Source organism: Marinobacter panjinensis (assembly GCF_005298175.1).
GTDB lineage: Bacteria > Pseudomonadota > Gammaproteobacteria > Pseudomonadales > Oleiphilaceae > Marinobacter > Marinobacter panjinensis.
Genome location: NZ_SZYH01000001.1, coordinates 1,360,030 through 1,384,333, shown reverse-complemented (window position 1 = coordinate 1,384,333; position 24,304 = coordinate 1,360,030). Strand labels below are relative to the sequence as shown.

Below are 24,304 nucleotides of genomic sequence, written 5' to 3'. Positions count from 1 at the left end.
GGCGCTGATACAGGCGCTATGATTCCGTGCAGGTTATGACAGACAAAAATCCTTCCGTTTCCCAGGGCGGCAAAGTTGGCTTCATCAGCCTCGGCTGCCCCAAGGCTCTTGTTGACTCAGAGCGCATCCTTACCCAGCTGCGGCTGGATGGCTACGATGTTGTGCCCACCTATAATGACGCCGACATCGTTGTGGTCAATACCTGCGGCTTTATCGATGCCGCCAAGCAGGAATCCCTCGACGCCATTGGTGAGGCCATCAACGAAAACGGCAAGGTGATCGTCACTGGCTGTATGGGTGTGGAAGCCGACAAGATTCGCGCCACCCATCCTGGGGTTCTTGCGGTTTCCGGCCCCCACGCTTATGAGGAAGTGGTCGGTGCCGTGCACCAGTTCGTGCCGCCGAACAAGCAACACGATCCTTTCACGGACCTGGTTCCACCCCAGGGCATCAAGCTGACGCCGAGGCATTACGCCTACCTGAAGATCTCCGAAGGCTGTAACCACCGCTGCACATTCTGCATTATTCCCTCCATGCGCGGTGACCTGGTCAGCCGCCCCATCGGCGATGTGATGGACGAAGCGCAGCGACTGGTAGATGCCGGAGTCAAAGAGCTGCTGGTGATTTCTCAGGACACCTCCGCCTATGGCGTGGATATCAAATACCGCACGGGCTTCTGGCAGGGCCGTCCGCTAAAAACGAAAATGCAGTCACTGTGTGAGGCGTTGGGTGAAATGGGTGTCTGGGTCCGCCTGCATTACGTTTACCCGTACCCCCATGTGGACGACATCATCCCGCTGATGGCTGAAGGCAAGATCCTCCCGTATCTGGATATCCCTTTCCAGCACGCCAGCCCGAAAGTCCTCAAGGCCATGAAGCGCCCGGCCCACGACAGCAAGACCTTGGATCGTATTCGCAAGTGGCGGGAGATCTGCCCGGAACTGACCATTCGCTCCACCTTCATCGTGGGCTTCCCCGGCGAAACCGAAGAAGATTTCCAGTATCTTCTGGATTGGCTGGATGAAGCGCAGCTGGATCGGGTAGGCGCGTTCAAATACAGCCCTGTGGAAGGCGCCAGAGCCAACGAGCTGGAAGGGGCTGTGCCTGAGGAGGTAAAGGAAGAGCGCCTGGCCCGCTTCATGGAGAAACAGGCCCAGATTTCAGCCGCCCGCCTGCAGGCGAAAATCGGTCAGACTATCGATGTGCTGATTGACGAGGTTGACGAGGAGGGTGCTATTGGTCGTTCCAAGGCGGATGCGCCGGAGATCGACGGGATGGTTTATCTTAATGAGGAGACTGACCTGGTGCCGGGGCAGATTGTTCAGGCCGTGGTTGAGCATGCGGATGAGCATGATCTTTGGGGTCGGCTGGTGTGATTGGCCTGAGGTTTAGGCCCTAGCCTGGGTATTGCGGGGGAGGGCGTTGGCGGATGCCCCCTCCCAAAAAACGCTACAAGCCCATCCATGGGCGCTTGGGCTCCGCCATCCATGGCTCCGCACATTTTTGGGAGGGGGCATCCGCCAACGCCATATATCTCCGGGATACAGCGAAAAACGTCAAACCGTAGGTCGGATTAGCGAAGCGTAATCCGACACCGCATTCATGGCCGATCCCATTTGTCGGATTACGGCTTCGCCTAATCCGACCTACGGGTACGACTCCCGAGCCAGACAGGCGCGTGGCAGGGGAGGGCTTCCAAAACTGTGCGGAGCCAGGGATGGCGGAGCTCAAGCGTCACATGGATGTGCCGAAGGAGCGTGTTTTGGAAGCCCTTCCCTGTCACGCGCCGTAAACTCTGGAGAGTCCAGGCTCGGGTCGCACTCGAAAGCACGACCCACAGTTAGCAGGAGAGCCGAAAAGTCACCCCCCAAGCTTCTTAACAAGAATCTCATTAAACAGCTTCGGATTTCCCTGTCCCTTGGAGGCCTTCATCAACGGCCCCATAAAGCCGCCGAGCATCTTCTTCTGCTTCTTGGGGTCGGACTCCTGCTGATACTGGGCCACCTGATCCGGCATGGAGGCGAGTACCTCGTCCACCATCTTCTCCAGTTCGCCGGTGTCAGACACCTGCTTCAGGCCTTTGGCGTCAATAATCGCGTCCACATTGCCGTTCTCGCCGGACCACAGGGCTTCGAACACCTTCTTGGCGCCGGCCGAGGAAATCGTGTTATCGGCAATGCGCACCACCAGGTCACCCAGCTGGGCGCCTGAGATCGGCGAGTCGGCAACGGACTTTTCTTCTGCATTCAGTCGTGCGGAAAATTCACCCTGTACCCAGTTGGATGTCAGCTTGGCATCTTTCCCACGCTCGGCGGCGGTTTCGAAGAAGGCGGCCAGTTTTGAGTCGCCCGCCAGCAGTCCTGCGTCGTAATCGTTCAGGCCATACTGCTCCATAAAGCGCGCTTTGCGAGCGTCCGGCAATTCCGGGAGGCTGTTGCGTGCTTCGTCGATAAAGGCATCGTCGATTTCCACCGGCAGCAGGTCCGGGCAGGGGAAGTAACGGTAGTCGTTGGCTTCCTCTTTGGTGCGCATGGAGCGGGATTCGTCCCTATCGCCGTTGTACAGGCGGGTTTCCTGCACAATGGTGCCACCGTCTTCGAGGATATCCATCTGCCGCTCCACCTCGTGGGCGATGGCCTGCTCCATGAATCGGAAGGAGTTCAGGTTCTTGGTTTCAGTGCGGGTGCCCAGGGTTTCGGAGCCTTTCGGCTTGAGTGAGATGTTCACATCGAAGCGCATGGAGCCCTGGGACATGTCGCCGTCACAGATGCCCAGTGACGTAACAATGCCGTGTAGCTTTTTGGCAAAGGCCACCGCTTCCTCGGCATTGGTCATGTCCGGTTCGGTGACCACTTCGATCAGCGGGGTACCCGCCCGGTTCAGGTCGATGCCGGTCATACCGTGAAAGTCTTCATGCAGGGACTTGCCAGCGTCTTCTTCCAGATGGGCGTGGTGAATGCGCACTCGCTTTGTCTCACCGTTGGCCAGGTCGAGATCCACATAGCCGGGACCCACAATTGGCCGCTCCAGTTGGGTGGTCTGGTAGCCCTTGGGCAGGTCCGGATAGAAGTAGTTCTTGCGCTCGAACACTGACCGGCGTTCGATCTCTGCATTGACCGCCAGGCCGAACATCACCGCGTAGCGGAACGCCTGCTCATTCGGAACCGGCAGGGTGCCCGGCATCGCCAGGTCAACGGCGTTGGCCTGGGTGTTGGGCTCGGCGCCATAGGCGGTGCTGGAGCCGGAAAAAATCTTGGTTCGGGTGGCAAGCTGAACGTGAATTTCCAGCCCGATCACAATGTCCCATTGCATAGTCGCTCTCCTGTTTCTGGCCTGTTTCGGGCTTATTGCGGTGCGCGCTGGTGCCAGTCGGTCACCTGCTGGAATTGATGGGCAGCGTTCAGCAGGCGCGCCTCGGAGAAGTAGTCTCCGATAATCTGCAGGCCAACCGGCAAACCATCGACAAAGCCTGCCGGCACCGACATGGCCGGAATGCCGGCAAGGTTGATGGCAACGGTAAACACGTCCTCCAGGTACATGGTGACCGGGTCGTTTGACTTCTCGCCCTGAACGAAGGCCGGGGAGGGTGTGGTAGGGCTCATCAGCACATCGACTTCCCTGAAGGCCTCAATGAAATCCTGCTGGATCAGCCGGCGCACCTTCTGGGCTTTCAGGTAATAGGCGTCGAAATATCCGGCAGACAGCGCATAGGTGCCCACCAGAATCCGGCGCTTCACCTCGGCACCAAAACCTTCGGCCCGGGTGCGGGTGTACATATCCATCAGGTCTTTCGGGTCTTCGCAGCGGTAGCCATAACGGGCGCCGTCAAAGCGTGACAGGTTGGCAGAGGCCTCTGCCGGAGCAATGACGTAGTAGGCAGCAATCGCAAGGTTGGCATGGGGCAGGGATATCTCCTTCACCGTGGCGCCCAGCTTTTCATATTCGCGGATGGCGCCACGAACCTGCTCTTCCATAGCTGCGCTGAGGTTATCGGCAAAGTATTCCTTCGGCAGGCCGATGCGCAGCCCTTTCAGGGGCTCATCCAGCGTTGCCGTATAGTCAGGTACTTCCCGGTCTATGGAGGTGGAATCTTTTGGATCGAACCCGGCCATGACATTCAGCATCAGGGCCGCGTCTTCAGCAGAGCGTGCCATGGCGCCACCCTGGTCAAGGCTGGAAGCAAACGCAATCATCCCGTAACGGGATACCCGGCCATAGGTTGGCTTCAGGCCGGTCACGCCACACAGGGCCGCCGGCTGGCGAATCGAGCCACCAGTATCCGTGGCCGTCGCCGCCGGCACCAGCCGCGCAGCAACCGCCGCCGCCGAACCGCCGGACGAACCGCCCGGAACACGCTTCTCGCCCTTGCTCAGGCCCCAGGGGTTTGTGGTTGCGCCAAAATGACTGGACTCGGTAGATGAGCCCATGGCGAACTCGTCCATATTGGTTTTGCCCAGGCATACAGCCCCTGCCTTGCGGAAGTTCTCCGTGACCGTGGCATCGTAGGGGGGCACAAAGTTCGCGAGCATCTTCGACCCGCAGGTGGTGGCTACCCCATTGGTGCAGAAAATGTCCTTGTGGGCAAACGGCACCCCGGTCCACCGTGTGCCCTTGCCCGCCGCCCGTTGCTCGTCCGCCGCATGGGCATCCGCCAGAGCCTGGTCTTCGGTGATGGAGATAAAGCTGTTGAGCTGTTCGTCTTCTTTCTTAAGGCGCCCCAGGTATTCCCGGGTCAGCTCCACACTGGAAATCTTGCCGCTTTCCAGTTCACGGGAAAGTTCTGCTACGGATTTGTTATGCATGATGAATCCTGAAATCGCTGGTCGTCAGATCACTCAATACCTTTTATTTACTCGATGACACGCGGCACGAGATAAAGGCCATTTTCGGTAGCCGGTGCAATAGCCTGGAAAGCTTCCCGTTGATTGGTCTCCGTTACCTCATCCGGGCGCAGGCGCTGAACGGCATTCAACGGATGCGCCATGGGCTCCACCGAATCGGTATCGGCGACACTTAACTGATCCACCAGGTCCAGGATATTGCCCAGATCCTTCTCCAGCGCTGAAACCTGCCCGTCATCCACCCGGATGCGTGCGAGCACAGCGACTTTTTCAATATCTTCACGGGAAATGGTCACATTGCCTCCCAGCTTTAACTATGTGAAATGTCTTTAATAATACGGTTCTTCAATGAGGGTTGCTCACCTGCCCGGGGGCGTTCGTCAGGTACTTTTAAAACTGTGCGGAGCCAGGGATGGCGGAGCCCGGGCGCCCCAGGGGCGTGCTTGAGCGGGCTTTGGAAAGCTGCCCCCGAACGGCCCTCCACCAGAACCTGACAAATAAAAGCGCTATGGTAACAGATTCGAACAATCGCGGGAGGGGCCAAAACAAAGGGCGAAAGCGTGAAAGACCCCGCGGGAGCCCCGATGGTGCCTTGCCTGCAGGGGTGCTCGCTGCTAAAGTTGCCGCATCATTTTTTGCGACTGCAACTCTCAGGTTGAAACTACACGAATGTTGATCAAAAGACTCCGAGGTTTATTTTCCAGCGACCTGTCCATCGACCTGGGCACCGCCAACACCCTTATTTACGTGCGCGACCGGGGTATCGTCCTCAATGAGCCCTCCGTTGTGGCCATCCGCACCCATGGGTCCCAGAAAATGGTTGCAGCCGTCGGTGCCGAAGCCAAACGCATGCTGGGCCGCACTCCGGGCAACATCACCGCCATCCGCCCGATGAAAGATGGCGTCATTGCAGATTTTGTCGTTACCGAGAAAATGCTCCAGCACTTTATCCATAAAGTGCACGAGAACAGCTTTATTACACCCAGCCCCCGGGTGCTGGTCTGCGTGCCCAGCAAATCCACCCAGGTGGAAAAAAAGGCGATCCGTGAATCCGCCCTGGGTGCTGGCGCACGGGAAGTTTTCCTGATTGAGGAACCCATGGCCGCTGCCATCGGCGCCGGCTTGCCGGTAGAGGAAGCCAGCGGCTCCATGATCGTTGACATTGGTGGTGGCACTACCGAGATCGCCATTATCTCCCTGAACGGCATCGTCTACGCCGAGTCCGTCCGCACTGGCGGTGACAAGTTCGACGAAGCCATCGTTACCTATGTGCGCCGCAACTACGGCAGTCTCATCGGTGATTCCACCGCCGAGCGCATCAAGCACGAAATCGGCTGTGCCTACGAAGGCCTGGACGTCCGCGAAATCGATGTTCGCGGTCGTAACCTGGCAGAGGGCGTGCCCCGTGCCTTTACCCTGAACAGCGAAGAAATCCTCGACGCCCTTCAGGAGTCCCTGGCACAAATCGTTCAGACGGTGAAAAGCGCCCTGGAACAGTCGCCACCGGAACTGGCTTCCGACATAGCCGAGCGTGGCATTGTACTGACCGGCGGCGGAGCGCTGCTGCGTGGCCTGGACAAACTGATCAGCGAGGAAACCGGCCTGCCGGTCATCATTGCTGAAGATCCGCTGACCTGTGTTGCCCGTGGTGGTGGCAAGGCGCTGGAAGTGATTGACCGTGGTGGAATCGGAATGTTCTCCCAGGAGGGCTGACCTTGACCCCGGCTTTACGCCCCGACAATGCCACAACCCGGCCGCCGCTCGTGAAAACTCACGGCGGCGGTTGTCGTATGGACACCTGCAGGGACTGCGGGAGGGTTCGCCATTAAAACCATCTTCGTACAGGGTCCTGTTCCCGGCTTCAGACTGTTGCTGGTCATTGTACTGTCGGCGGTATTGATTGTGGCTGACGCCCGCTTTGACCAGCTTACCCCCGTTCGCAGCGCCATTGGCACAGGCATGGCGCCGATTCACTGGTTGGGCAATGCGCCCTCTGAGCTGAGCGGCTGGGTCGCCAGCCTGTTTACCTCCAAGGAAGACCTGCAGGCCGAAAATGAGGAGCTTCGGGCACGTCTCCTGATTCTGGAGCGACGGGCTCTGAAATACGCGGCGCTGGCTTCCGAGAACAACGAACTGCGGCAGTTGATGAATTCGTCGGAGGTACTGGACGACCGGGTAATTGTCGGCGAAGTGGTAGCCGTTTCTCCCGACCCTTTCTCCCATGAAATTGTTATCAACAAGGGCCGCCGTGACGGCGTTGAAGTAGGCCAGGCGATCCTGGATGCCAATGGCCTGATGGGGCAGGTTCAGCAGACCAGCAGCTTTACCTCAAGGGTATTGCTGGTTTCGGATAGCAGCCATGCCGTGCCGGTGGAAGTGGTTCGCAATGGCCTGCGGGCGATCCTTCTGGGCAATGGTGATATCAATACTCTGGAATTAGTGCATGTACCGGATACCGCGGATATCCGGGAAGGGGATCTGCTGGTCAGCTCTGGCCTCGGTGGGCGTTTTCCCAAAGGATACCCGGTTGCTGAAGTGGACAGGATCGTTAAAGAGCCCGGCGAACCTTTTGTGAAAATTGAGGCAACGCCGCTGGCAGAGCTGAACAAGAGCCGGTTACTGCTGGTTGTGTTCTCTCCTGAACAGGAGGCCACTGACGAAGCCGGGGACACAGCCGCTGGCACTGGCGTGGACACGGCAGAACAGGGCGAGGTGCGCTGATGCTGTCGGTAATCAGTTATCCCGTTTTCGCTTTCAGCATTGTGCTGGCCTTGGTGCTCAGCAGCTCCCTGTTCCCGGTGGGTTGGTTCGAGTTTCGGCCGGAATGGCTCGGATTGATGGTGTTCTACTGGACTTTCCGGGCGCCCGCCCAGTTTGGCATTCTGCTGGCCTGGTGTCTGGGGCTGTTGCTGGATGTCCTGGAGGCCACGCCGCTGGGTGTCAACGCCCTGGCCATGGGGGTTATTGCATTCCTGGTACTGACCATTCACCAGCGGCTGCGCATGTATCCGATGCCCCAACAGTGCCTGATGGTCTTTCTGTTGCTGGGTATCAACCAGATGCTGGTGCATTTTATCAAGCAGACCCTGGGCGCGGATGATTCGGGCTTCAGTTATCTCTGGCCGGCACTGACGAGTGCCATAGCCTGGCCCTTTGTTTGCGTTCTGCTGGACAATCTCAACCGGAAACTCGGATAGAGGGGGCTCGTATGGCATCGATTATTCTGGCCTCAGCCTCACCGCGCCGAGCCGAACTGCTAAAGCAGATCGGATTGTCGTTTCATGTTCGCCCGGCGGATATTGATGAAACTCCGGGCACAGATGAGTCCGCAGTGGATTATGTGGAGCGGCTGGCTCGGGGTAAGGCACTGGCCGTTCAGGCAACAGAGCCAGGTGCCACTGTGATCGGCTCGGACACATCGGTCGTTCTTGGGGGCCAGATCCTTGGTAAGCCCCAGGACAGTCACGATGCGGTGGGCATGCTGAAGCAACTGTCAGGCACGACCCATCAGGTAATGACGGCGGTGGCTGTTGCCAGCGCCAACGCCTGCGAGTCCCGGGTTTCTGTTACGGATGTCCGCTTTCGTCCACTATCGGGCGAGGAGATAGAAGCCTATGTGGCGACCGGGGAGCCCATGGACAAGGCCGGTGGCTATGGTATTCAGGGGCGGGGTGGTATTTTTGTAGAAGAACTTCGGGGTAGCTACAGCGCCGTGGTTGGTCTGCCCCTGAAGGAAACCGCAGAATTACTTGCCGGCGCCGGATGCCCGGTCTGGGAAACCTGGAACAGCAGGCAGGAGAGCCGCAATGAGTGAAGAAATACTGATCAATGTTACCCCGGTGGAAACCCGGGTGGCTCTCGTGGAGAACGGCATGCTCCAGGAAGCCTACATTGAGCGTACCAGCCGCAAGGGCATTGTCGGCAATATCTACAAGGGTAAGGTGGTTCGCGTGCTGCCCGGCATGGAGGCGGCTTTTGTGGATATTGGTCTTGAGCGTGCCGCTTTTATTCACGCGTCCGATGTGGTGCCCGTTCAGCAACCGCCCAATGAACCCGCCGATACCCCGAAAACCGTTCCGGATATCCGTACCCTGCTGCGGGAAGGTCAATCACTGGTGGTGCAGGTCACCAAGGACCCCATCGGCACCAAGGGCGCGCGGCTGACAACCCAGTTGTCTATACCGTCCCGTTACCTGGTGTTTATGCCCGGTGTCAGTCATGTGGGCATTTCCCAGCGAATCGAAGATGAGAATGAGCGTGCCCGGCTGAAAACCCTGGTAGAAGAGGGGGCAGCCGCAGACTCTGACGCCAGCGGGGGCTACATCATTCGCACGGCCGCTGAGGCCGCCTCAGCGGAAGATCTGCTTGGCGACATGACCTACCTGCATCGCCTGAATCAGGCGATCGAAGAGCGCATAACCCGCAGTGAGGCGCCGACTGCGGTCTATCAGGATTTGCCGCTGTTTATCCGTACCATCCGTGACCTGATTCGCCCCCAGACCGAAAAAGTTCGTATCGACAGCCGTGAGAGTCACCAGCGGGTCATGGAATTTGTGAATGAGTTCGTGACCGAGTTTTCCGATAAAGTCGAATATTATCCCGGTGAGCGGCCCATCTTCGACCTGTATTCTGTTGAGGATGAAATCCAGAAAGCCCTCAGCCGCAAGGTCCAGCTGAAGTCGGGCGGGTACGTGATCATTGACCAGACCGAGGCAATGACCACCATTGATATCAATACCGGTGCATTTGTAGGCCATCGCAACCTTGAGGAAACCATTTTCAAGACCAACCTGGAGGCGGCCCGCGCCATCAGCCGTCAGCTGCGGCTGCGTAACCTTGGCGGCATTATCATTATCGACTTCATTGATATGGATGATGCCGAGCACCAGCGCCAGGTGCATCGAATGCTGGAAAAGATGCTGGAGCGGGATCATGCAAAAACCAAGATAACCGGGGTTTCGGAACTGGGCCTGGTGGAAATGACCCGCAAGCGCACCACCGAGAGCCTTGGCCAGATCCTTTGTGAACCCTGCCCGATCTGCGATGGCCGTGGGTTCCTGAAGACCAGTGAAACGGTCTGTTACGAGGTGTTCCGGGAAATCCTGCGGGTAAACCGTGCCTATGACGCAGAAAGTTATCTGGTCATGGCCTCCCAGAGCGTCGTCGATCGGTTGCTGGACGAGGAATCCGATAACGTTGCGGACCTGGAGACCTTCATCAGTAAAACCATTCGCTTTCAGGTTGAGCCATTCTACAGTCAGGAGCAGTATGATGTGGTGCTGCTGTAACGCCGAAACGGCAGGCATTCACTAGGCGTGGCGGTTATCCCTGATGACATCCAGTGTCGCTGATCAAAATAACAGACATATCATTGTTCGATTACTGTCCCGCCTTGCCAGCCTGATCTGGTGGCTGCTGCTGGCGGTCATCATTCTGCTGGCACTCTACGCCGGCCTTGGCCGCCAGCTCACCCAGAATATCGACGATTACCGCGCCAATATCGAGCAGGTGCTATCGTCGAAGCTTGGCCAGGAAATCCGTATCGGATCCCTGTCGTCGAGCTGGAACTGGCTCAACCCGACCATTATTGCCCGCGAAATCCTGGTGCTGTCGGATGGCGAGCGCAGTGACGTAGCCGGCTCATTGCAGAGCGTTCGCATCGGCCTGGACTTTCTGGCATCGCTGAGACGCTTTCGCATTGTGTTTGCCAACTTTGAAGCGGACGGCCTCGAGTTGACGATCAACCAGACCCGGCGCGGTGACGTCATCGTTGAAGGGGTTGATATCCCCGGGCCGGTGGCCAACGACATTGAGCTCTGGCTGGACATTGCCGGAACCTGGCTTTCTGACCCCTCGGTAAAAATTACCCGCTTTGATCTCGGTGTCCGGGACAACAACGGCCAGTTGCGTCATGTGGAGATTCCCCAGTTGGACCTGGTCTACCAGCGTGGTCTCTTTCATGCCTCAGGCCGGGCCATGAGCCCCGGCACTACCGAGCAACTGGCCAGTTTCGGGTTGGTTGGCCGGCACTTTTTCAGAGGCGACTTTACTGGCCAGATATACGCCGATATCAACTCCGGGCGGCTGTTCGACGGGCTGATTGAAGACTATGCCTGGCGAGATATCCGGGTGGAAGGGTTTGATCTGGGTGGGCAGGTCTGGATGACCTTTCGTGACGGTTTGATGGAGCAGGTCAGTGGCAACGTGGCGACGCCTTACCTCCAGATCGGGGCTGGCAAGGAATCCCTGGCGCCGCTTGAGGATATCAGCGTAAGGTTTGGCTGGCGCAGGCAGCATGCATCAAATGGCCCACCGGAGAACCAGTCCTGGTTCACCACCGGTGAGTTCCACCTGAAGGGGCTGGAGTGGCAGTGGAATGGTGATGCGGTTCCTCCTTTCGACGTACGCTTCCAGCTCGACGACGAAGAAGCCGGGCCCCGGATCATTGCCGACGAGCTGTCGTTACAACCTCTTCGGCGGCTGGTAACCGGTCTCGGTCTGCTACCGGCCAGTGCTACCAGGGCCCTCGAAAACTACCGGCCGGCCGGCAAATTGAACCAGTTGTTGCTCAAACTGCCATCCGAAAAGAACCGACAGTTCGAGCTGACGGCGTTAATGAACGACGTTCAGATGCGGGCCTACGGTGGTGCGCCGGAAATATCGGGCCTGAATGGCAATCTGGTAATGACCAATGAAGGCGGCTATGCAGAAGCCCGGAGCGACGAGCTGACCCTGGGCTTTCCAAATCTGTTTCGCAATTCCTGGAGTCTGCGCGGCTTGCGGGCTGGCGTGGCCTGGCGCTTCGAGGGAGACATTATCCGGGTCTATTCCGACGAAATCGGAATGGTTTATGGCGATGGCACCGAGCTGACCGGCGCATTCGATTTGCGGATGGATCGTCACGGGGAGGACAGTCTCGGGGTCAAGGTCGGCGTTCGCAACGGAACCGCCGAGATGCTTGCGGACTTTGTGCCGGTCAAGGCCGTGGCTCCTGGCCTGTATGAATGGCTGACTACTGCCATTGAGGAAGTTGAGGTCACCAGCGGAGAATACTTTGGCCACGGGCTGATCAATCGCGATGCCCCACCGGGCTCGTTTGTGTCCTCCATGGTCTTCCACTTTCAGGATGCCACCGTCCGTTATGATGAACGCTGGCCGGAGGTCACTGATGCCTCGGGCACGGTTTACGTTCAGAATGGCCGCACTCGGGTGGAGGTGGAGTCCGGCCGTACCGGCGGGCTCGACCTTGAGCCGGGGCTGGTGAGGGTCGAGCCCGAGGGTAGTCATGTTCGGCTCTCTGTGGATGCCTCTGCACCGGTAGCAGGTGAAGCCGTGGCCCACTGGATGGCGAGCAGCCCGCTGGGGGAAATGGCCGGGGAAGCCGGCACGAGCATCCAGCTGGATGGCAGTTATCACCTGGGCCTGCAGCTTGGTCTGATTCTGGGTTCGGACTCGCCGCCTGACATAAATGCCACTGTTCGTGCCGATGCCGGCACGCTGACGTATTCCCCGGCGGATCTTGAATGGACACAGATCAATGGCGAACTGAGTTTCAGTACCGAGGATGGATTTTCTGACACGCCTCTTCAGGCTCATTTCATGGGAGCTCCGGTTACCGTGCGGTTGCGCCGTGATGAGGCTGGGGAGGCACTCAATATCCGCCAGTACGGCCGTCTTGATATCACCAATGTGCTGGCGCAGACCGCGCTGCCGGAGGGAACCAGTCTTGGGCTGAGTGGAGACCTCGGCTACCTGGCAACCCTGGACGTCTCGCCGGGTAATGCGACCGCCGTCAAGCTGTATTCGGACCTGACCGGGCTCGCGGTCAGCTGGCCGGACCCATTGGCAAAGGAGGCTGACGAGGAAGCGCCTCTGAGTGCAAGAATAGAGCCCAGGGGCAATGCTGGGATAAACGTCTATGTTGACTGGCCGGAACGCCTGAACCTGAATTTGTTGTGGCAGGCGGGTAACCTGGACCTGACTTTCCACACTCTTTTTCTAGGCGACCAGCAATTGACCGGTGTTGACGTTTCGGCGCGCCAGATCAATGAACTGTGGTCTGTTGAGGCGGAGTCAGAGTGGCTTTCCGGGGTTTTATACTGGCCAGAGGATGACAGCCCGGTCGTCGTGGATCTGGAACGGCTGAAGCTGGCACGGGGCGACGGCGAAGCGGAAGAGGAGATGCCCCTGCTGCCGGAGCCGGATGAACGGGTTCGTGCCTTCCGGGAGCTGGCCATGGAGAACTGGCCGGATATCGACCTACGTATCGCCAGCCTTCAGCTCGACGATGACGATGCCGGCACCTGGTCTCTGGGGCTTCGTCCGGAAGCCACGCGGCTACAGGTGCAGGACATCGCCGGAACGCTGAACTCGTTGACCCTGGGCGGTCAGTTGACCTGGAGTATTGCCGGAGACCGGGAGACCACCCGGTTCGTCGGTGACATTACCGGGGAGTCCCTTGCGGATCTTGGCAACCTGTTTGGCACCGAGATACCGTTTCGCAGCGAGAGCACCGTGGTGAATATGGATATTGACTGGCCGGGCCGGCCCAATGAATTTGATGTATCGGGGCTCAGCGGGTCAGTGAGTGTGCGCTTTGATGACGGCGTCATTCTGGAAGGCAACAACACCGCCCAGTTGTTCCGGGTATTCAATCTGCTGAACTCCGACACCTTGTGGCGACGGTTGCAGCTGGATTTCTCCGATCTGTACGAAGCCGGTGTAGCATTTGATGCCATCTCTGGCAAGGCAACCATGATTAACGGCCTGCTGACGCTGGATCCGGAGCTGCAGGTGGTTGGTCCCTCCGGTGCTTTCAAGCTGACCGGCACCAGTAATATGATAGAAGAAACCCTCGATATGAGCATGGTGGTGGTTCTGCCGTTGACCCAGAACCTGCCGCTGGCAGCGCTGCTGATGGGGGCGGGCGCGCCCATTGGAGGCGCCCTGTTTGTACTGGACAAAGTATTGGGTGATCCATTGAGCAAACTGACCAGTGCAACTTATAGTGTCGGCGGAAGTTGGGGCGAGCCGGAAGTTCGCCTCAGGCGGGTATTTGATACCGGCCAGTAATGATTTCATCCGGAGGATAATCAATGTCAGTGCAGGCACAGCAGGCGGTGAACAGACAACAAAACAGGGTAGCGGCGCTCCAGATGGTGAGCACCCACGATATTGCCTCTAATCTCAGGGAAGCGGGGCGCTTGCTGGCGGAGGCTGCAGCTTCCGGGGCCAGCGTGGCGGTACTGCCGGAAAACTTCGCCGTGCTGGCAACCCGGCAGATGATTGGTTGCGGCCGTCGCGAGGCAGATCCGGATAACCTGATACGGCATTTTCTGGCCGAGCAATCTGCCGAGCTTGGCATCTGGATTGTCGGTGGCTCACTGCCTATAGCTTCACGCCCGGATGGTTCCACAGTGAGGGATCGGGTCAGGGCCTGCTGCCTGGTCTACAACAATCAGGGCGAGGAAGTCGCCCGTTATGACAAGATCCACCTGTTCGATGCCATGGTGGAGGATGCCCAGGGTCAGTATCGGGAGTCGGATACCTTCGAGCCCGGCGAGGACGTGGCTGTGATCGACACCCCCGCCGGTCGGCTGGGACTGGCCATTTGCTACGATCTTCGCTTCCCGGAACTGTTCCGCAGGTTGCGGGAACAGGGCGCCGAATGGGTGTCACTGCCCAGCGCGTTTACCTGGAACACCGGCGATGCCCACTGGCACGCGCTGCTGCGGGCCAGGGCCATTGAGAACCAGTTCTGGATGGTGGCAGCGGGGCAGGGTGGCCAGAACAGCGAGCGGCGGCATACCTATGGCCACAGCATGATTGTTGACCCCTGGGGGCGAGTCTTGTCCGAGATCGGCGAGGGCCCCGGGGTAGTCACTGCCGACCTGGACCCGGAGATGCTCCGCGAGATACGTACCCGGATGCCGGTATGGGAGCACCGGAAGCTCTGACCAGGCGGTCCTTTAGTGACCGGCCGCCTCAACATCGTCAATGCATTCCCTCAGGTAGCGGAACAGTTTTCTGGGCTGGCCGGTATTTTTCTCGTTCTGCATGTCCCGGCGGGCGTTTCGGGCCAGGTTGCGCAGGTGCTGGATATCGGCAGTTGAGCAGTAATTCAGGAATTCCCCCACGGCAGAGTCACCCTCTTCGATCATCCGGTCGCGCCAGCGTTCCGCCAGGTGATGGCGACGGGTGTGCTCCTCGCTGCCAGCATCGAAGGCATCAATGGCACGGGTCAGACCTTCGGGATCGTCTTCCTGGCGAATGATCTTGCCGATGTACTGCAGGTGGCGCCGCCGGGCCTCATTCTGGCGAATGCGACGGGACTCCTCAATGGCCGCCCTCAGGGTTCCGCTGATGGGCAGGGTGTCGAGCTGGTCGTTGCTCAGGTCCAGCATGCGCTTGCCCAGGCCCTGCAACTGATGCATGTCCCGCTTGAGCTGGGATTTGCTGGGGCCGGAGTATTCGGGGTGGTCGTTTTGAGTATCGTTCATGAAGCGTCCGTTTTGTCGGATTACGGCTTCGCCTAATCCGACCTACATTTAATTAAGTGTCCGACCCGTAGGTCGGATTAGCCGAAGGCGTAATCCGACAAACCTGTCATCCATAAAATATGGTGGCCAGGCCAAGAAACGCCATAAACCCGATCACATCTGTCACCGTCGTCAGTATAACGCTTCCCGCCAGCGCGGGATCAATGTTGCGGGATTTGAGGAACAGGGGCAATACGGTGCCCACGAGGGCTGCCGCAATCAGGTTTATGATCAGCGCAGCAGCAATGATGGCGCCAATCATCATGTCCTTGAACCAGAGGGTGGCGGCGGTGGCTACCACAACGGCCCAGAGCAACCCGTTCAGGGCGCCGGCGACAAATTCGCGGTTCAGCAGCCAGCCCACGTTGGCGCCACTGATCTGCCCCACGGCCATGCCGCGGATGACCAGGGTCAGGGTCTGGCTGCCGGCGATACCGCCCATGGAGGCCACGATAGGCATCAGCACAGCCAGCGCCACGACTTTCTCGATGGTGGCTTCAAACAGGCCGATGACAGCGGAGGCGGTAAACGCCGTAAGCAGGTTGATGCCCAGCCAGACGGCCCGGCGCCGGGTGGTCTTGAAAATCGGCGCAAAGGTGTCTTCATCCTCGTCCAGGCCTGCCATGCTCATCAGGGAGTGATCGGCATCCTCGCGGATGACGTCAACCACGTCATCGATGGTGATCCGGCCCAACAGCTTGCCTTCCTCGCTGACCACCGGTGCCGAGATCAGGTCGTAGCGCTCGAACAGGGTGGCTACCTTGGTGTCGGACAGGGTGACCGGTATCGGCTCGATGTCGGTGTCCATCACTTCCCGCACCGTCGCAGCAGGGTTGGAAACCAGCATTTTGGTGATCGGCAGCATGCCGATGAATTCGTCCCGCCGGCTCACCACGATCAGGCTGTCCGTCATGGGTGGCAGATTGCGGTGACGGCGCAGGTAACGCAGAACCACGTCGATGCTGATATCCGGGCGCACCGTGATGGTGTCCGTATTCATCAAGCCGCCGGCGGTGTCTTCCGGGTAGGAGAGCACCTCCTCAACGCGCTGGCGGTCCTGTTCGTCCATGGTGTCCAGGACTTCCTGAATCACCGTGTCGGGCAGCTGTTGCAGCAAGTCGGCAAGATCGTCCGACTCGAAATCTTCAATGATGTCTGCGAGTTCCTGAGCGTTCAGCTGACTCAGGAAGTAGCCGCGGATATCATCATTGAGGTACTGGAGAACTTCGCCTTCCAGTTGTTTGTCCACCAGGTTCCACAGCAACGCCCGCTGACGGGGTGGCGAGGATTCCAGCAGGTGGGCAATATCGCTGGGGCTCAGGCCGCCATTGAGAATGCGGGCAACCTGTTTCAGGGCGCCACTGTCCAGCGCTTCGCTCAGGGAGCGAAGGCGTTGGCGAGCCTGGCTTTTCTCCAGAATATCGGTCATGCATCACCCACAGTCAGAAAACCCCCGTATTATAGCGAAGTTAGGGTATACAGGTGAGAAAGAGTTGTAGGTGAATGCCGTGGTCGGGCCACCCACGGGCTGGCGGCTATTCGCCCTCGCCGAAATAATCATCAATAAGTGCTGACAGCGCCTCAATGGCCTCGGACTCGTCCGGCCCGTCTGCAATCAGTTCTACTTCCGTGCCCTGGCTGGCGGCCAGCATCATCACCGGCATGATGCTCTTGGCGTCCACTTTGCGGTCGTTCCGGCTGATCTGAACGCTGCTCTCGAAATCCGACGCGGTTGCAACCAGTTTGGCGGCAGCGCGGGCATGAAGGCCGAGTTTGTTGATGATGGTGATGGGGCGGCGAATCATAGACGGTTCAGCTTTCCCGGCTCTGCAAGTGCGGAAGTTCAGTGTGCCGGACCTGGACATTGCTGTACTTTCCCGAGAAATGACGGCCCAGCTGTTCGCAGACGTAAACCGAGCGATGCTGGCCACCGGTACAACCGATGGAAATTGTCATATAGCTGCGATTGCTGTCGGCAAAGGAAGGCAACCAGGTTTCCAGGAAGCTGGTCAGATCGTCCACCATTTTCCGGCTCAGGGGTTCCTTTTCCAGGAAGTCGATAACAGGCTGGTCGGTGCCTACGAATTTTCGCAGGCTGGTGTCCCAGTAGGGATTGGGCAAACAGCGGACATCGAACACATAATCCGAGTCCAGCGGCACCCCGTGCTTGAAGCCGAAAGACTGGAACAATAGCGCCAGTTCCTGCTCACGTCGCCCGGCCACCCGCTGCTTGACCATGTCCCTCAGTTCGTACATGGACAGCCCGGTGGTATCGATATAAAGGTCGGCCAGTTTCGACAGGGGTTCCAGCAGCTTTTTCTCGTTGCCGATGGCTTCGCGCAGTGAGGTCCTGTCGTCGCTCAGAGGATGCTTGCGCCGTGTGGCGTGAAATCGCTGGAGCAGGGACTGTTCATCGGCGTCCAGGTAAATGACCTCGATGGTCACGCCGGTATCCTGCAGGCTGCGGTAGATGTCTTCAAAGTTACTGAGCTCGCCGGACAGATTGCGTGCGTCGATGCTCACCGCCATCTTGCCCAGCCGGCCCGGTGAGCTCTGGGTGGTGGCTTCCCGCGTCAGGGGGAAGAGCAACCCGATGGGCAGGTTGTCGATGCAATAGAAACCCAGGTCCTCCAGCACGTGCAGGGCGGTACTTTTACCGGAGCCTGACCGGCCGCTGACGATGATCAGTTTCATAACCCATTCACCTCGAATCCGGAGCGGCTCAGTTTCCTTCGGCCGTCATCCGGCGATAGAGAGAGTCCGCATCGGTACATTGGCGGAGTTGATCGCAGAATGCCCGTACATTGAACTTTTCGGCCAGCTGGCTCAGCAGTTCAAGGTGTTCACTGGTCGCTTCCTTGGGAACAATCAGGGCAAACACCAGGTCTACCGGCTGGTTGTCGATGGCATCGAAGGCCACGCCTTCTTCCAGGGTCAGCAATACCCCCACAACGTGATCGAGCCCTTCCAGGCGACAGTGGGGAATGGCGATACCCTGGCCAATACCCGTGCTCCCCAGTCGCTCCCGGGCAACGAGGTTGTTGAATATCGCGGTATCACTGAGCGACGGATCATGTTGCTGGATCTGCTCCGCAATGGTTTCCATAACCCGCTTCTTGCTGGAGGCGGGCATCCTGCAAAGGGCCAGCTCCGGCGCGAGTATGTTCTCGATAGTCAGGGATGTGTCGGTCATGAATCGACTGCAGTTCCGTAAAAAAAGGCTGCGGCAGCTTTTGTAACGAAGCCGGCGCCGCAGCTCGATTAACTGTTATGCACCAAACAGGTCGCCCTAGCGGGCTCCGTTTCCGTGCATCCGGTCAACGTTCTTTTCCTTGTGCTTAAGGATCTGCCTGTCCAGCTTGTCCACCAGAGCATCAATGGCGGCATACATATCGCTGTTTTCGGCCTTTGCGTGAATCTCACCACCTATCACGTGTAGCGTAGCTTCCGCCATCTGGCGCACTTTTTCCACCTCAAGGGTGACCTGGCAGTTGCTGATGTGGTCAAAGTGACGCTCAAGCTTGTCAAACTTGCCTGTTACATAATCTTTCAGTGCGGGAGTCAATTCTACGTGATGGCCTGAAATATTGAGTTGCATAGGCTTCTCCTGTTATCGGATGTTTACTACTACACCAGTCGCTTTCTTTCGTTGGACGGAGGAATGTGCATTGCCTCACGGTACTTGGCCACGGTTCGTCTCGCTACCTTGATACCCTGTTCTCCTAGCATGGCTGCAATTTTACTGTCGCTCAATGGCTTTTTCGGGGTTTCCGTTGCAATCAGTTTCTTGATCATCGCCCGGATTGCCGTAGAGGAACATTCTCCGCCCTCGTCAGTGCTGACATGGCTGGAGAAAAAATACTTGAGTTCAAATATGCCACGCGGCGTGTGCATGTATTTCTGGGTGGTCACCCTGGAAATGGTCGACTCATGCATTTCCACCGCCTGGGCAATGTCCGACAGGATCAGTGGCTTCATGTATTCCTCGCCATGATCCAGGAATCCTTGCTGGTGCTCGACAATTCGCGTGGCTACCTTGAGCAGAGTCTCGTTACGGCTTTGCAGGCTCTTGATAAACCATTTCGCTTCCTGCAGCTGGTCTCGCAGGTAAGTGTTGTCGGCACTGCTGTCCGCACGCTTTATAAGTGAAGCATAGCTGGCATTGACACGAATGCGCGGTGCAATTTCCGGATTCAGCTCTACCCGCCAGCGTTCGTTGTGCTTGCGCACGATCACGTCCGGGATGACGTAGTCTGGTTCGGCCTGGTCGAGGGTATCGCCCGGGCGCGGATTCAGCCCGGTAATGAGGGCCAGAACGTCCCGCAACTGATCTTCCTTCAGGCGGCTGCGGCGCAGCAGTTGTGCGTAATCACGATTGCCCAGCAGGTTAATGTAGTGGGTGATCACCAGCCGTGCCTGGGCGAGCCACGGGGTATCCGGTGGCAGCTGGTTCAACTGGATCAGCAGACATTCCTGAAGATTCCGGGCGAAGACACCAGGCGGATCGAAATGCTGCAACCGGTGAAGTACGGCTTCCACCTCATCCATTTCAAGCGGGTCTTCATCAGACTCGTCCATCATCCCCGAATGGATTTCTTCCAGCGGAGAGGTAAGGTATCCGTGATTATCAACCGCATCCATCAGCGCGTGGGCGATGGCCTGGTCCCGTTCGCTCAGGGGCGTCAGGTTCAGTTGCCACTCCAGGTGATCGTGCAGGGTTTCCGTAGGCGAGTTGCGAGTTTCAAAATCGTTGTCGTTTTCATCGTCGTTACGGGCCGATGACGCGGGTGCCGACTGGTAGATGTCGTCCCAGGCTGTGTCGACCGGAAGGTCATCGGGGATGGTGTCGGGACTGTCGGTCTCTGACGACCAGTCAGGCCCGTTTTCGGATTCATCCCAGTCTGAAGACGATTCGGAGGCGGTGTTTGACTCTTCTGTCGATGAGGCTTCGGCGGCGGTGTCGTTCTCGTTTTCCGTGGATTCCGGATTCTGGTTATCGTCGTCTTCCGAGGTTTCCAGCATGGGGTTGGATTCCAGCGCCTGCTGGATTTCCTGCTGGAGGTCGAGGGTGGAGAGCTGCAGTAGCCTGATAGCCTGTTGCAGCTGGGGCGTCATGGTCAGGCTTTGACCCAGCTTTAACTGTAATGAGGCTTTCATAACCATAGTTCAGGATCCGTCACTCGGTCGCTCTCGGCCTTTCCGGGGAGTTGGGGTTGCATAAAAACTCTTTGTATGCTGGCAACTTGCCGTGCCAAGCAAGTTCTTTGCCGAGTGTACTACAGGCGAAATTCATTGCCTAGATACACTTCCTTGACCTGCTGGTTGGCAAGAATGGCTTCCGAGTTGCCGGATGCGATGATATGGCCTCCGCTGACTATATAGGCGTTCTCACAGATGTCGAGTGTTTCCCTCACGTTGTGGTCGGTGATCAGCACGCCAATGCCCTTGTCCCGCAGGTGGCGGATAATGTGCTTGATGTCGCTCACCGAGATCGGGTCTACCCCCGCAAAGGGTTCATCCAGAAGAATAAATGCCGGCTCCATTGCCAGGGCCCGGGCGATTTCCACTCTCCGGCGCTCACCACCCGACAGCGCCATACCGGGGCTGTCGCGGATGTGGGTGATATGAAACTCTTCCAGCAACTCTTCCAGCTTGGCATCCCGTTGGCTGCGGTTAAGTTCGCGGCGGGTCTCCAGAATGGCCATGATGTTGTCACGTACGGTCAGTTTGCGGAACACCGACGCTTCCTGGGGCAGATAGCCGATACCCTTGCGGGCCCTGCCATGCATTGGTAGTGGCGTGATGTCCTGGTTGTCGATGGTGATCCGGCCATTGTCGGCGGGAACCAGCCCTACAATCATGTAAAAGCAGGTGGTCTTGCCGGCGCCGTTGGGGCCCAGGAGGCCGACAATTTCACCGCTGCGGATCTGCAGGGAAACGTCGATGACAACTTTCTTCTGCTTGTAGCTTTTTGCCAGGTTACTGGCTCTGAGAACTGCCATCGGTATCCTGTCTGTCGGGGTTGCTGGGAGAGTTGCTGGTTCTGTTGCGGGGTTGTATGACCATCTCCACACGGCCACTGCCTTCGCCCGCGTCAGCAGCGCCTTCGGCGGTAACAACGCGTTCGGCACTGTCGTAGTGGATAACATCCCCGCGGAACAGGTTACCGTCCTGCTCAATAACCGCCTCACGTTCGAAGGTGACCCGGTTTTCGGCGGCTGACCAGGTGATCGTCAGGGCGCGGGCATCTGTTTCTCCCTGTCCTTCCGTTGCTGGCTGCCGGTAATGAGCTGGCTGGCCGGTTGCTTCAATGCGGCTGACACCGCTCTCGTCCCGGTAAAGTACAACCTTGTCGGCGGTCAGGTTGGTCTGGCCCTGGGTCATTTCCACGTCGCCGGTATAGGTTGCGATACCCTGGCCGTCATCCAGTCGTGCGCTGTCAGCATTGACCCTGATGGGCTGGTCAGACTCCATGTCGAACGCCAGGGCTGTGGGCGCTGCCAGTGCCAGGCAAACAGCAGCCAGTACCAACGATTTCGGTGCGGGCCAACGGGGCCTGCAGCGGAGATCAGATTTACTTGCCAGGCTCATAGCGTCCTTCCACCTGCGAGTCGAGTTCAAGAATGCGGTCATCAATCCAGGCCTTCATTCCAGTAGCTGTGGTCAGGCTGACCGCATCGGTCAGTGCTACCGGCTCGTCCGTGTAAACGGTGCGATCACGGTTATTCATAGTCAGTGCCGTTGTTGTCAGGGTCAGCGGGCGCCCGCCTTCGGCTTCCCGGATGACTTTTACATCCCCAGTCAGGTGAACCAGGTCTTCAGCTTCGAGAAAACGTCCTTCGGTTGCCTGGACCTGCCAGGGTGGATTGCCACCCTCGCCGAACAGTGTCGCCCGGGGCGATTTCATGACAGTCTCGCTGCGGGACTCGAACTGCTCGATCCTCGGGCTCCGGAACCGTGTTGTCAGCCGTCCCGTTTCGTCGTACGACAGGTAAAGACCGTTGACCACAAAGCCGTCGGGCTCGGATTCGCCCCGCAGTGAGGCAGCGTCTGTCGGCACCGTTGGTTCGTCACTTTGCCAGAGCAGGAAAAACAGTGCCACTATCGTGCCTGCCAGGCCCAGGGTTCTTACCCAGGGGCGGTTAAACAGGGGCTGGGCGGACATCAATTCTGCTCCAGGTAGGGTTGCAGGCTCGCCTCGAGCTGCCCGCAGGCGCTCAGCAGCAATTCACAGGCTTCCCTGACCGCACCGCTGCCACCAGCGGCAACCGTGCAGACATCCGCATGCTGGCGCACAAACCAGTAACCATTGGGTACGGTAATGCCGAGCCCGGCATAGCGGATGGCCGGCAGGTCCGGCAGGTCATCCCCCATATAGGCGATCTGCTGTGGGGAGAGGTCGAGCTGTCCTGCCAGCTCCACCAGGGCGACCTTTTTGTCCTCCCGGCCCTGCATCAGGTGAGGGATGCCCAGGTCGTTCATGCGCCTTTCGGTCAGTGGTGAGCGGCGCCCGGTAATGACTGCCACGTCAATACCTGCTGCCATCACCTGCTTGATACCCAGTCCGTCGAGAATATTAAAGCCTTTCAGTTCGTCTCCGGAGGCACTGAAAAACAGCTTGCCGTCGGTCATGATGCCGTCGACGTCCAGAGCCAGCAGGCGGATGGCCGCTGCTTTTTCCAATACGTCCGCCGGCCACTGTGGGCGATGCTGGTCTGTCATCAGGTCACTCATCAGATAACACCGGCCCGCAGCAGGTCATGCATATTGATGGCACCGGTGAGCTTGCCGTTGCGGTCGATAACCGGCAGGGCATTAATTTTCAGCTCTTCCATCATGTTCAGGGCTTCGGCTGCCAGCTGGTCGTCGTGGATAACCCGGCCGTTGCGCGTCATCACTTCTGCAATCGGGGTGTTGTGGATATCCACGGAGCGGTCCAGGGTGCGACGCAGGTCACCGTCGGTGAATACGCCCACCAGGTCGCCAGCGGCATTGATAACCGTGGTCATGCCCAGTCCCTTGCGGGAAATTTCCAGCAGTGCTCCGCCAAGGGTGATGTCTTCCTGTACCCGGGGAATGCGGTCACCCGTGTGCATGATTTCGGAGACACGCAGTAGCAACTTGCGGCCCAGGCTGCCACCGGGGTGCGACAGCGCGAAGTCTTCAGTGCTGAAGCCGCGCGCTTCCAGCAAGGCGACCGCCAGGGCATCGCCCATCACCAGGGTGGCGGTAGTGCTGGAGGTAGGGGCCAGGCCGAGCGGGCAGGCTTCCAAGGCAACACTGACATCCAGATTGGCAACCGCTTCCCGCGCCAGGGTAGAGTTTGCGTTGCCGGTCATGCTGATCAGCGGTGCACCCATACGCTTGATCAGTGGCAATATGGTGAGTACTTCACTGGTGTTGCCACTGTTGGAAATGCCCAGTACCACGTCCTGGCTGGTGATCATGCCCAGGTCGCCATGGCTGGCTTCGCCCGGGTGCACAAAGAAAGAAGGGGTACCGGTGCTGGCCAGGGTGGCGGCAATCTTGTTGCCGATGTGGCCGGATTTGCCCATGCCGGTCACCACAACGCGGCCCTTACAGGCCATGATAACTTCACAGGCGCGGACGAAGTGGTCATCGATCCTGTCGGTCAGGGCGTCAATGGCTTCACGCTCGATCTCGATGGCTCTCAGGGCGGATTCTCTGAAGGTATGACTGATCTCGGTGTTCATCTGGCACCCGGGTCCGGAATGTTAATGCTTTTCATCGTGGCGAGAGTATATCACTTCAAGGGCGTTGGCTGCCTTCATGACAATACGGTCAGCAAAACTGATCATTGATATCCATTCATTTTGTTAAGGATGGATTGAGGTTGTCAGCAGGTTCGCATAATGTACGCACACATTGAGGGCCGCAACCGATCCGCAAGGCTGGCCCCGAGAC

23 protein-coding genes are annotated in these 24,304 nt (G+C 58.4%); 8 read left to right on the top strand and 15 right to left on the bottom strand.

Annotated features, from left to right (window positions below):
• Positions 1–35: 35 nt before the first annotated feature.
• Positions 36–1,376 carry a 30S ribosomal protein S12 methylthiotransferase RimO gene (gene rimO / locus FDP08_RS06245; protein WP_137435131.1) on the top strand — a complete coding sequence of 447 codons (1,341 nt, stop codon included), beginning with the start codon at positions 36–38 and terminating at the stop codon, positions 1,374–1,376.
• Positions 1,377–1,860: 484 nt separating this feature from the next.
• Here the strand turns inward: rimO and gatB are convergent, their stop codons facing one another.
• From gatB to gatC, 3 genes are read right to left on the bottom strand one after another with little or no spacing between them, the layout of a single operon-like run.
• A complete protein-coding gene (gatB, locus tag FDP08_RS06240; protein ID WP_137435130.1) occupies positions 1,861–3,312 on the bottom strand; it encodes an Asp-tRNA(Asn)/Glu-tRNA(Gln) amidotransferase subunit GatB in 1,452 nt (483 codons plus the stop codon).
• 32 nt (positions 3,313–3,344) lie between these two features.
• Complete coding sequence (gene gatA / locus FDP08_RS06235) at positions 3,345–4,802, bottom strand: Asp-tRNA(Asn)/Glu-tRNA(Gln) amidotransferase subunit GatA (RefSeq protein ID WP_137435129.1); 1,458 nt, start codon at positions 4,800–4,802, stop codon at positions 3,345–3,347.
• Between the two features lie 47 nt (positions 4,803–4,849).
• Positions 4,850–5,137 carry an Asp-tRNA(Asn)/Glu-tRNA(Gln) amidotransferase subunit GatC gene (gatC, locus tag FDP08_RS06230; protein ID WP_137435128.1) on the bottom strand — a complete coding sequence of 96 codons (288 nt, stop codon included), beginning with the start codon at positions 5,135–5,137 and terminating at the stop codon, positions 4,850–4,852.
• Between the two features lie 376 nt (positions 5,138–5,513).
• Here gatC and FDP08_RS06225 point away from each other — a divergent pair, with 376 nt between their 5' ends.
• The 7 genes from FDP08_RS06225 (at position 5,514) to FDP08_RS06195 (ending at position 14,797) form a co-directional block, all read left to right on the top strand.
• Positions 5,514–6,554 carry a rod shape-determining protein gene (locus tag FDP08_RS06225; protein ID WP_137437240.1) on the top strand — a complete coding sequence of 347 codons (1,041 nt, stop codon included), beginning with the start codon at positions 5,514–5,516 and terminating at the stop codon, positions 6,552–6,554.
• A gap of 111 nt (positions 6,555–6,665) precedes the next feature.
• A complete protein-coding gene (gene mreC / locus FDP08_RS06220; RefSeq protein WP_427901853.1) occupies positions 6,666–7,562 on the top strand; it encodes a rod shape-determining protein MreC in 897 nt (298 codons plus the stop codon).
• Positions 7,562–8,038 carry a rod shape-determining protein MreD gene (gene mreD, locus FDP08_RS06215; RefSeq protein ID WP_137435126.1) on the top strand — a complete coding sequence of 159 codons (477 nt, stop codon included), beginning with the start codon at positions 7,562–7,564 and terminating at the stop codon, positions 8,036–8,038. The genes mreC and mreD overlap by 1 nt, the downstream gene beginning before the upstream one ends.
• A gap of 11 nt (positions 8,039–8,049) precedes the next feature.
• Positions 8,050–8,655: a Maf family protein gene (locus FDP08_RS06210; protein ID WP_137435125.1), complete on the top strand. Its 606-nt coding sequence runs from the start codon at positions 8,050–8,052 to the stop codon at positions 8,653–8,655.
• Complete coding sequence (gene rng, locus FDP08_RS06205) at positions 8,648–10,129, top strand: ribonuclease G (protein WP_137435124.1); 1,482 nt, start codon at positions 8,648–8,650, stop codon at positions 10,127–10,129. Before FDP08_RS06210 ends, rng begins: the two co-directional genes overlap by 8 nt.
• 43 nt (positions 10,130–10,172) lie before the next feature.
• Positions 10,173–13,913, top strand: a complete 3,741-nt coding sequence (locus FDP08_RS06200) for a YhdP family phospholipid transporter (protein WP_137435123.1) — start codon at positions 10,173–10,175, stop codon at positions 13,911–13,913.
• 23 nt (positions 13,914–13,936) lie between these two features.
• Positions 13,937–14,797, top strand: coding sequence for a carbon-nitrogen hydrolase family protein (locus FDP08_RS06195; protein ID WP_137435122.1), 861 nt, complete (start codon positions 13,937–13,939; stop codon positions 14,795–14,797).
• A gap of 12 nt (positions 14,798–14,809) precedes the next feature.
• Here FDP08_RS06195 and yjgA read toward each other — a convergent pair whose 3' ends face one another.
• The 12 genes from yjgA to FDP08_RS06135 all read right to left on the bottom strand — a co-directional run bounded on the left by yjgA (position 14,810) and on the right by FDP08_RS06135 (position 24,093).
• Positions 14,810–15,340 carry a ribosome biogenesis factor YjgA gene (gene yjgA / locus FDP08_RS06190; protein WP_137435121.1) on the bottom strand — a complete coding sequence of 177 codons (531 nt, stop codon included), beginning with the start codon at positions 15,338–15,340 and terminating at the stop codon, positions 14,810–14,812.
• A 106-nt stretch (positions 15,341–15,446) separates the two neighbouring features.
• The gene (gene mgtE, locus FDP08_RS06185) at positions 15,447–16,808 is read right to left on the bottom strand and encodes a magnesium transporter (protein WP_137435120.1); all 1,362 of its coding nucleotides are present in this window, start codon (positions 16,806–16,808) and stop codon (positions 15,447–15,449) included.
• A gap of 106 nt (positions 16,809–16,914) precedes the next feature.
• Positions 16,915–17,184 (bottom strand): HPr family phosphocarrier protein, encoded by a 270-nt coding sequence (locus tag FDP08_RS06180; RefSeq protein ID WP_137435119.1) that lies wholly within the window; start codon positions 17,182–17,184, stop codon positions 16,915–16,917.
• 7 nt (positions 17,185–17,191) lie between these two features.
• On the bottom strand, positions 17,192–18,073 hold the full coding sequence (rapZ, locus tag FDP08_RS06175; protein WP_137435118.1) for an RNase adapter RapZ: 882 nt from the start codon (positions 18,071–18,073) through the stop codon (positions 17,192–17,194).
• A gap of 28 nt (positions 18,074–18,101) precedes the next feature.
• Complete coding sequence (gene ptsN, locus FDP08_RS06170) at positions 18,102–18,572, bottom strand: PTS IIA-like nitrogen regulatory protein PtsN (protein WP_137435117.1); 471 nt, start codon at positions 18,570–18,572, stop codon at positions 18,102–18,104.
• Between the two features lie 96 nt (positions 18,573–18,668).
• On the bottom strand, positions 18,669–18,977 hold the full coding sequence (gene hpf / locus FDP08_RS06165) for a ribosome hibernation promoting factor (protein WP_137435116.1): 309 nt from the start codon (positions 18,975–18,977) through the stop codon (positions 18,669–18,671).
• 29 nt (positions 18,978–19,006) lie between these two features.
• Complete coding sequence (locus FDP08_RS06160; RefSeq protein WP_137435115.1) at positions 19,007–20,536, bottom strand: RNA polymerase factor sigma-54; 1,530 nt, start codon at positions 20,534–20,536, stop codon at positions 19,007–19,009.
• A gap of 119 nt (positions 20,537–20,655) precedes the next feature.
• Complete coding sequence (lptB, locus tag FDP08_RS06155; RefSeq protein WP_137435114.1) at positions 20,656–21,381, bottom strand: LPS export ABC transporter ATP-binding protein; 726 nt, start codon at positions 21,379–21,381, stop codon at positions 20,656–20,658.
• On the bottom strand, positions 21,359–21,970 hold the full coding sequence (gene lptA, locus FDP08_RS06150) for a lipopolysaccharide transport periplasmic protein LptA (RefSeq protein WP_137435113.1): 612 nt from the start codon (positions 21,968–21,970) through the stop codon (positions 21,359–21,361). Before lptA ends, lptB begins: the two co-directional genes overlap by 23 nt.
• A complete protein-coding gene (lptC, locus tag FDP08_RS06145; protein ID WP_137435112.1) occupies positions 21,954–22,544 on the bottom strand; it encodes an LPS export ABC transporter periplasmic protein LptC in 591 nt (196 codons plus the stop codon). Before lptC ends, lptA begins: the two co-directional genes overlap by 17 nt.
• The gene (locus tag FDP08_RS06140; protein ID WP_228263244.1) at positions 22,544–23,113 is read right to left on the bottom strand and encodes a KdsC family phosphatase; all 570 of its coding nucleotides are present in this window, start codon (positions 23,111–23,113) and stop codon (positions 22,544–22,546) included. Before FDP08_RS06140 ends, lptC begins: the two co-directional genes overlap by 1 nt.
• A complete protein-coding gene (locus tag FDP08_RS06135) occupies positions 23,113–24,093 on the bottom strand; it encodes a KpsF/GutQ family sugar-phosphate isomerase (RefSeq protein WP_137435111.1) in 981 nt (326 codons plus the stop codon). Before FDP08_RS06135 ends, FDP08_RS06140 begins: the two co-directional genes overlap by 1 nt.
• Positions 24,094–24,304: the final 211 nt, after the last annotated feature.